This window comes from Streptomyces sp. NPDC054840, assembly GCF_053611065.1.
On the sequence record NZ_JBSGZP010000276.1, the window covers coordinates 1 to 8,913 of the forward strand.

Annotated in this window: 8 protein-coding genes; all 8 read right to left on the reverse strand. The window is 70.2% G+C overall.

The window, feature by feature from the left end; genetic code table 11:
* Window positions 1–53: 53 nt before the first annotated feature.
* A complete protein-coding gene (locus ACWGIU_RS20235) occupies window positions 54–434 on the reverse strand; it encodes a helix-turn-helix domain-containing protein (RefSeq protein ID WP_030012484.1) in 381 nt (126 codons plus the stop codon).
* Window positions 435–543: 109 nt separating this feature from the next.
* Window positions 544–1,053 (reverse strand): CinA family protein, encoded by a 510-nt coding sequence (locus tag ACWGIU_RS20240; protein WP_453707692.1) that lies wholly within the window; start codon window positions 1,051–1,053, stop codon window positions 544–546.
* Window positions 1,054–1,106: 53 nt separating this feature from the next.
* Window positions 1,107–1,763, reverse strand: coding sequence for a CDP-diacylglycerol--glycerol-3-phosphate 3-phosphatidyltransferase (pgsA, locus tag ACWGIU_RS20245; RefSeq protein ID WP_453707680.1), 657 nt, complete (start codon window positions 1,761–1,763; stop codon window positions 1,107–1,109).
* Window positions 1,760–3,250 carry a 30S ribosomal protein S12 methylthiotransferase RimO gene (gene rimO, locus ACWGIU_RS20250; RefSeq protein ID WP_453707682.1) on the reverse strand — a complete coding sequence of 497 codons (1,491 nt, stop codon included), beginning with the start codon at window positions 3,248–3,250 and terminating at the stop codon, window positions 1,760–1,762. Before rimO ends, pgsA begins: the two co-directional genes overlap by 4 nt.
* Window positions 3,251–3,376: 126 nt before the next feature.
* Window positions 3,377–4,273 carry a helix-turn-helix domain-containing protein gene (locus tag ACWGIU_RS20255; RefSeq protein ID WP_453707684.1) on the reverse strand — a complete coding sequence of 299 codons (897 nt, stop codon included), beginning with the start codon at window positions 4,271–4,273 and terminating at the stop codon, window positions 3,377–3,379.
* Between the two features lie 220 nt (window positions 4,274–4,493).
* On the reverse strand, window positions 4,494–7,289 hold the full coding sequence (locus ACWGIU_RS20260; protein WP_453707686.1) for a DNA translocase FtsK: 2,796 nt from the start codon (window positions 7,287–7,289) through the stop codon (window positions 4,494–4,496).
* Window positions 7,290–7,404: 115 nt separating this feature from the next.
* Complete coding sequence (locus ACWGIU_RS20265) at window positions 7,405–8,088, reverse strand: response regulator (protein ID WP_453707688.1); 684 nt, start codon at window positions 8,086–8,088, stop codon at window positions 7,405–7,407.
* A gap of 274 nt (window positions 8,089–8,362) precedes the next feature.
* Window positions 8,363–8,913, reverse strand: a 551-nt coding sequence (locus ACWGIU_RS20270) for a response regulator (protein WP_453707690.1), incomplete at its 5' end; no start/stop codon positions are given.

Below are 8,913 nucleotides of genomic sequence, written 5' to 3' on the forward strand. Positions count from 1 at the left end.
GTGCACAGGCACCGGCCGGGGCTCCGGCCACGCTCAAACACGCACGTGCTCGCTCACGCGGCTACGACATTCACCGCTTCCGCAGGCGCCTTGATGGTCACCCGCTCCGGTCCACCCGTGACCGAAGCCATGGAGACCGAATTGAGCATCGGGCGGACCGGCACGCTCACCGGTTCGCTTGCCGCGGCCGACTGTGCCAGCTCGGCCAGCGACAGTTCGTCACTGACTTCGCGCATCAGCTCGGACATCCGTACGTCCAACGCGTCGCAGATCGCGGAGAGCAACTCGGAGGATGCCTCCTTCTGCCCCCGCTCCACCTCGGAGAGATAGCCGAGCGAAACTCGGGCCGACGAGGAGACTTCGCGCAGAGTACGGCCCTGGCGCTGGCGCTGCCGACGCAGCACGTCACCCAGCAGGCGACGGAGCAGAATCATCGGTGGCTCCCTCCTCTGACCGTGTAGCCGCATCCTTCACGCCCCACCGTACCGCCTCGCGCCGCGGCCGTGCGGGGAGCGATGTCGTGTTCACTCAGGGCTGCAAACATCAAATCCCCCCGTTCTGTTCCGTATCCTGCCCCCGCGCATTCGCGCGGAGTTGGTCCGAGAGAAGGCTGAGCACTGTGCGTGCACTCTCCCTACGGATTTCCTCGCGGGAGCCTTTCAACCTCAGACGGACCGTTTTCCTGCCCCCTGGACCGTCCACCGCGACGAAAACGGTGCCCACCGGCTGCCCGTCCTGCGGCTCCGGACCGGCCACCCCGGTCGTCGAGATCCCCCACGAAGCACCCAGCACGCGCCGCACGCCGGCCGCCATCTCCGCCGCGACCTGCGCGTTCACCGCTCCTTCGGCCTTGAGCAGTCCCGCGTCCACCCCGAGGACCAGGTGTTTGATCTCCGTCGCGTACGCCGTGACCGAGCCGCGGAAGGACCGGGAAGCTCCGGGGACGGCCGTGAGCTCGGCTGCCACCATGCCGCCGGTCAGCGATTCCGCCACGGCGAGGGTCTGATCACTCTCCGTAAGCAGACGCAGCGCATCCGCCGCCACTCCGGTCACATCCACCGCTTCCGAAGCGGCGTCCGCCGCCGGAAAATCCCCCGCCGCGTGGGTCACTTCGCGGCCCGCTCCGCGGCGAGACCCTGGCGGCGCAGCACGACCGCCTGACGGATGTAGTCCAAACCGGTGACGACGGTCAGCACGACGGCGATCGCCATCACCCAGAAGCGCATGGTCGCCAGCCCCCCGGTCAGTGCGAGGACGTACATGCCCACGGCCGTGCCCTGGGCGAGCGTCTTCATCTTCCCGCCCCGGCTGGCCGGAATCACTCCGTAGCGGATGACCCAGAACCGGAGCAGGGTGATCCCGAGCTCCCGTCCGAGGATCACCCCGGTCACCCACCACGGGAGGTCACCCAGCCAGGAGAGACAGATCAGCGCCGACCCCATGATCGCCTTGTCGGCGATGGGGTCGGCGATCTTTCCGAAGTCCGTGACCAGGTTGTACGTCCGGGCCAGGTGCCCGTCGAAGATGTCCGTGATCATGGCGACGGCGAACGCCGCCCAGGCCCAGGCCCGCCAGGCCGGGTCGTAGCCGCCCTCGGCGAGCAGCAGGAGGACGAAGCCCGGCACCAGCACGAGCCGGATCATCGTCAGGATGTTGGCGATGTTCCACAGGCTGGCCTGATCGACCGCCGCGGCCCCCAGCTTCGCGCCGGGTACGGGCCGGCGGCCGGTCCCGCCCGCCGCAGATGCCGGGACTCCGGTCATCCGGCCGCCTCCTCAAGCTCCATGCCGAGCGGCTCGGCCACCAGGTCCACACCCAGGGTGCCGACCACCTTTGCCGTGACGATACGCCCCGGGACCAGGCCCGTGCTGTCCGTGAAGACCACCTGGCCGTCCGTTTCGGGCGCCTGGTGTGCGGCGCGCCCGTAGGCTCCCTCGCCGTCCTCGTCGACGGCTTCCACCGTCTCGACGAGCACTTCGAGAGTCTCCCCGACGCGCTCCTCGGCGCGCTGGGAGGTGAGCTCCTCGGCGAGCCGCTGCATGTGCGCGAGGCGCTCGGCGATCGTGTCCTCGTCCAGCTTGTTCTCGTAGGTGACGGCCTCGGTGCCGTCCTCGTCGGAGTAGCCGAAGACGCCGATGGCGTCGAGGCGGGCGTGGGTGAGGAAACGCTCCAGCTCGGCGAAGTCCGATTCCTTCTCGCCGGGGAAGCCGACGATGAAGTTGGAGCGGACACCGGCCGTCGGGGCCTTGGAGCGGATGGTGTCCAGCAGCTCCAGGAAGCGGTCGGTGTCACCGAAGCGGCGCATGGAGCGCAGCACGTCGGGGGCCGAGTGCTGGAAGGACAGGTCGAAGTAGGGCACGACCTTGGGGGTCGAGGTGAGTACGTCGATCAGGCCGGGCCGCATCTCGGCGGGCTGGAGGTAGCTGACGCGGACGCGCTCGATGCCGTCCACCTCGGCCAGCTCGGGCAGCAGGGTCTCCAGCAGCCGGATGTCGCCGAGGTCCTTGCCGTACGAGGTGTTGTTCTCGGAGACCAGCATGATCTCCTTGACGCCCTGCTCGGCGAGCCAGCGGGTCTCGCCCAGCACGTCGCTGGGGCGGCGGGAGATGAAAGAGCCGCGGAAGGACGGGATGGCGCAGAAGGAGCAGCGCCGGTCGCAGCCGGAGGCCAGCTTGACCGAGGCGACGGGGCTCTTGTCCAGGCGGCGGCGCAGGGGCGCGCGCGGACCCGAGGCGGGTGCGAGCCCGTCCGGCAGGTCGGCGGGGGCCTCGGCGGCCGGCTCCTGGGCGTGGCCCGGGAGGGAGACCTCCGCGGCCTGGCGCTCGGCCGGGCTGATCGGCAGCAGCTTGCGCCGGTCGCGCGGGGTGTGGGAGGCGTGGATGCCGCCGTTGAGGATGGTCTGGAGGCGGTCGGAGATGTCGGCGTAGTCGTCGAAACCGAGGACTCCGTCGGCCTCGGGGAGCGCTTCGGCGAGTTCCTTGCCGTAGCGCTCGGCCATACAGCCGACGGCGACGACGGCCTGGGTCTTGCCGTGATCCTTGAGATCGTTGGCTTCCAGCAGGGCGTCTACGGAGTCCTTTTTGGCGGCTTCGACGAAGCCGCAGGTGTTGACGACGGCTACGTCCGCATCGGCGGCGTCCTCGACGAGCTCCCAGCCATCCGCCGCCAAGCGGCCTGCGAGCTCCTCCGAGTCCACCTCGTTACGGGCGCAGCCAAGAGTGACAAGGGCGACGGTACGGCGTTCGGGCATGGACTCAAGACTACTTCGTCCCGGCGTCGGCCCCAGCCGCACGTCCCCGTACAGCAAGATCCCCGGGGTGCGGCGCAGCACCCCGGGGATCCGGATTCGAGCCTTCCGCCCTAGGGCGGTCCCGCGTCAGCCCGCCTGGGGCTGGTCCGGGGCAGGGTCGGCCTTCGTGTATTTCAGACGCTGCACCTGGCCCGCCTGGAAGTCGTCCTTGATCTCCTTGCCGTTCACGAAGAGCTTCACGGCCCCGGCGTCGCCGAGCACGAGGTCGACGGACTCCTTGTCCGTGAAGGTCTTCGACTCACCCTGCGCGAGGGTGCCGTCGAAGAGCAGCCGGCCGGTGGAGTCCTTCGCGGAGATCCAGCTCTCGCCCGTGTCGGCCGTCAGGACCACGGTGACGAGGTCCTTGGGCGCGGCGGCGATCGCACTGTCCGAGGGCTCCGGCTTGGGCGACTGCGGGGTCTGCTGGGGCGGTGCGGCCGGCTTGGCGCCGCTCTGTGTGGGTGCGGGCTTGGGGGAGGCGGAACCTTCCGCCACCGGGCGCTTGTCCTTGTCGTCGCCACCGCTGAAGGCGGTGAAGCCGACGAAGCCGATCACGGCCACGATGGCGGCGACCATGGCCGCGGTCCAGTTGGGCCGCTGCCGCTCGGGGCGGATCCGCTCGGCCTCGAACATCGGCGCGGCGGGGGTGGGTGCCGGCCGGCCGCCGTGGGCCGCGTCGTAGCTCTCGACCAGGGGTGCCGGATCGAGGTTGACGGCGCGAGCGAGCGTACGGATGTGACCGCGGGCGTAGACGTCGCCGCCGCACCGCGTGAAGTCGTCCTCTTCGATCGCGTGCACGATCGGGATGCGCACGCGGGTGGTGGAACTGACCTCGTCGACGGTGAGCCCGGCGGCGATCCGGGCCTTCTTGAGGGCCGTCCCGATGGACGGCCCTTCGACGGGACGTTCGACGATGCGGTCCTCGGACCGGTCGTCGGTCGAAGGCCGCTCTTCTTCGGGGGAGTTGGAGTTGCCGATGGACACGTGGGCGCCTTTCGAGCGTGTAGCCACCTGCTGGATGTCCAGTCTAGGGGGGTGACGAAAGGGTGGAGCAACCGGAGGGTGCACTCCCTACGCCATCCGAATGGTGAAGGGAGGTCATGCTCGGGTGCGGCGGCCCGGCGCTGTGAGCGATCTCGCGCGCCTACCGCCACCTCTCTTCAACTTGACGCGGGCCCAAGGGAAACGGTTGCCCGCAAATTCATTACGGATGGGCCTCGCCGCGGATGACGGCGAGCACTCCGTCCAGGTCATCGGCCTTCAGCAGGACGTCGCGGGCCTTCGAGCCCTCGCTGGGGCCGACGATTCCCCGTGACTCCATGAGGTCCATGAGCCGCCCGGCCTTCGCGAAGCCCACCCGCAGCTTGCGCTGGAGCATCGAGGTGGACCCGAACTGTGTGGAGACCACCAGCTCCGCCGCCTGGCACAGCAGGTCCAGGTCGTCGCCGATGTCCTCGTCGATCTCCTTCTTCTGCTTCTGCCCGACGGTGACGTCTTCCCGGAAGACGGGCGCCATCTGGTCCTTGCAGTGCTGGACGATGCCGGCGATCTCGTCCTCGGTGACGAAGGCGCCCTGGAGGCGGACCGGCTTGTTGGCGCCCATCGGCAGGAACAGTCCGTCGCCCTTGCCGATCAGCTTCTCGGCGCCCGGCTGGTCGAGGATGACCCGGCTGTCGGCGAGCGAGGAGGTGGCGAAGGCCAGCCGCGAGGGAACGTTCGCCTTGATCAGACCGGTGACCACGTCCACCGAGGGCCGCTGGGTGGCGAGCACCAGGTGGATGCCGGCCGCGCGGGCCAGCTGGGTGATCCGGACGATGGAGTCCTCGACGTCGCGCGGGGCCACCATCATCAGGTCGGCCAGCTCGTCGACGATCACCAGCAGGTAGGGGTACGGGCTGAGCTCGCGCTCGCTGCCCGGCGGCAGTTTGATCTTGCCGTCCCGGATGGCCTGGTTGAAGTCGTCGATGTGGCGGTAGCCGAAGGCGGCGAGGTCGTCGTAGCGCAGGTCCATCTCACGCACGACCCACTGGAGCGCCTCGGCGGCCCGCTTGGGGTTGGTGATGATCGGCGTGATCAGGTGCGGGATGCCCTCGTACGCCGTCAGCTCGACGCGCTTGGGGTCCACGAGGACCATCCGGACGTCCTCCGGGGTGGCCCGGACCATCACGGAGGTGATCAGACAGTTGATGCAGGAGGACTTGCCGGAACCGGTGGCACCGGCGACCAGCACGTGCGGCATCTTGGCGAGGTTGGCCATCACATAGCCGCCCTCGACGTCCTTGCCGAGCGCGACCAGCATCGGGTGATCGTCCTCGGCCGCGTCCGCGAGGCGCAGTACGTCACCCAGGTTGACCATCTCGCGGTCGGTGTTCGGGATCTCGATGCCGACCGCGGACTTGCCCGGGATCGGGCTGATGATCCGGACGTCCGGCGAGGCCACGGCGTAGGCGATGTTCTTGGTCAGCGCGGTGATCCGCTCGACCTTGACCGCGGCGCCGAGGGTGACCTCGTACCGGGTGACGGTCGGTCCGCGGGTGAAACCGGTGACGTCCGCGTCGACCTTGAACTCGGTGAAGACGTTGCGCAGCGAGGCGACCACCGCGTCGTTGGCGGCGCTACGGGTCTTGCCGGGCCCGCCCTTCTCCAGCAGGTCGAGCGAGGGCAGCGCGTACGTGATGTCCCCGCGCAGCTGGAGCTGTTCGGCACGCGGCGGCAGCGCCTGGGTCCGTGGCGGGGCCTTGGTCAGGTCGGGCACCGACAGCGTGCCGGAGGCAGCGGCCGTGGTGGCGTGCGGCTGCCCGGCAGCGGGGCCGGAGGCGCTCTGGGGGGCGCTCCCGGGCGTGGCGTCCGGTACGGGACGCTCCGCACGGGCGACCGGCACCGGAGCGGTGAGCTCCGCGCCCTCCCGCTCGACGGTGATCCCCTGCGTGAGGTCGGCGACGAGTGGGGAAGGCGGCATTCCGCCGTAGACCACCCCGTCCAGCGCGGCGGCGGCCGCCGCGGCCACGTCGACGGCGTCCATCCCCCGCTCCATGGCTGACCGGGCCGGGGCCCTGCGGGGCTTGCGGCGCCGGGCCAACGCCTCCTCCTCGGCCTCGTCCGCCGGCTCGCCGGAGCCCTCGCCGACGCCACCACGGGCCCGCCACCGCTCCGGGTCGTGCCGCTCACCGGCGGCGCCCTCGCCCTCGCCGTAGCCCTCGTCGTACTCGTTCGGGGCGATGATACCGAGCCGGATGCCGAGCCTGCGCAGCCGCTGCGGGATCGCATTGACCGGGGTCGCGGTGACCACGAGCAGTCCGAAGATCGTGAGCAGCACCAGCATGGGCACGGCCAGCGGCGCGCCCATGGTGAAGATCAGCGGCTTGGAGGCGCCCCAGCCGATGAGCCCGCCCGCGTTCTGCATCGCGGTGGTGCCCTCGTCCCGGCCGGGCGCCCCGCAGGCGATGTGCACCAGGCCCAGGACCCCGACGACGAGGGCCGACAGTCCGATGCCGATGCGGCCGTTGGCATCGGGCTGCTCGGGATGGCGGATGAAACGGACCGCCATCACGCCGAGCAGGATCGGTACGAGCAGATCCAGCCGCCCGAAGAGACCGGTGATCAGCATCGTGACCAGATCCCCGACGGGCCCGCTCAGATTCGACCAGGTACCGGCGGCGACGATCAGCGCGAGGGCGAGCAGCAGCAGTGCCAGGCCGTCCTTGCGGTGAGCGGGGTCGAGGTTCTTGGCCCCCTGCCCGATCCCGCGGAAGACGGCGCCCACGGCGTGCGCGCAGCCGAGCCAGACGGCGCGCACCAGGCGCACCACACCCCCGGTCGGGGAAGGCGCGGGCTTGGCCGCGGCCTTCTTGGCCGGGGCGCGCTTGGCAGCGGCGGCCTTCTTCGCCGCGGGCCCCCGCGCGGGCGCGGTCTTCTTCGCCGGCGCCGCCGTACGGCCGGTGCGGCCCTTCGCGGTGCCCGCCGTGCTCTGGGAACCCTTACCGGACGTACTTGAGGCCATGGGGCCGAGGTTACCGGTGCGCACGCCGGTGGACACGCGTGCCCACCCCTTCACCCGTTCGTGTCGTCGGCTCCATAGGCGCTTTGACGCACCGCCAGTACCGACCCGCGTACGGTCAGTTCTGCGCGGGCAGGGCCGGAGCCCCTCCGGCGGTTCCGGGCTCCAGCGCGTCGAGCGCCCGCCGCAGTCCGGTGAGTTTGCGCTCCAGGTGCGCGGCGGTCGCCACCACGCCGGCGTCGGCCGAATCCTCGCCGAGCTGCTTGGTCAGCGCCTCGGCCTGCTCCTCGACCGCCGCCAGCCGGGCGGAGAGCTCGGCCAGCAGTCCGGCCGTCTCCTTGCCCGCGTCCACGCCGCCCGAGCCGCCGCCCTCCAGCTGGAGCCGCAGCAGGGCCGCCTGCTCCCGCAGTTGGCAGTTCTTCGTGTACAGCTCCACGAAGACCGAGACCTTGGCCCGCAGCACCCACGGGTCGAAGGGCTTGGAGATGTAGTCGACCGCACCCGCCGCGTAGCCGCGGAACGTGTGGTGCGGACCGTGATTGATCGCGGTGAGGAAGATGATCGGGATGTCCCGGGTCCGTTCCCGCCGCTTGATGTGCGCGGCCGTTTCGAATCCGTCCATGCCCGGCATCTGCACATCCAGCAAGATGACCGCGAAATCGTCCGTCAGCAGCGCTTTGAGCGCTTCCTCCCCCGACGACGCCCGGACCAGTGTCTGATCGAGCGCGGAGAGGATGGCCTCCAGCGCCAGCAGATTCTCCGGCCGGTCGTCGACCAGGAGGATCTTGGCCTTCTGCACCATGCCCTGTCCTCCTCGCCCCGGCATGGGGCCTACCCGGCTCCGGGCTCCGGCCTGTGCGCCGGGCCCCGCCCCAGAGGACGGCATCCTTGCGCCGTCCGTCCTTGTGCCGGTCATCGTAGCCCCAGTCCCGAGATCGCCACACCCTGTCACCGAGATGTCACTGTGCACGAAGCAGAAACGTGGTGGGAGAGCAGAAGGTTCCCCGTTCACCGCCCTCCCACACCGCACCGGGCACAGTGAGTCAGCGATCGTTGTCCTTCCGCCCTCCCGGCGATCACTTGCCGCGCATCCACTGCTCCATCACCGACAGCAGATAGTCGGGATCGACCGGCTTGGTGACGTAATCCGAAGCACCGGAGTCGATCGCCTTCTCCCGGTCCCCCTTCATCGCCTTCGCCGTCAGCGCGATGATCGGCAGCCCGGCGAACTGCGGCATCCGCCGGATCGCCGAGGTCGTCGCGTACCCGTCCATCTCGGGCATCATGATGTCCATCAGTACGACCGTCACATCGTCGTGCTGCTCCAGGACTTCGATGCCCTCCCGCCCGTTCTCCGCGTACAGCACGGCCAGTCCGTGCTGCTCCAGCACGCTGGTGAGCGCGAAGACGTTGCGTACGTCGTCGTCGACGATGAGCACCTTCTCGCCGTGGAAGTCGTACGTCCGGGGCACCACCGGAAGCTCGTCCTCCGCGCTGCCCCAGCCGTCCTCGGCCCCCGTGACGTTCGGCTGACCCGGCACCGCCGTACGCGGCTCCGGATCGCTCGCCGCCTTGCGCCGCCGCCGGAACAGCGCGGCCCCGCCGCCCTGCCCCTGCCCGGCCGGTG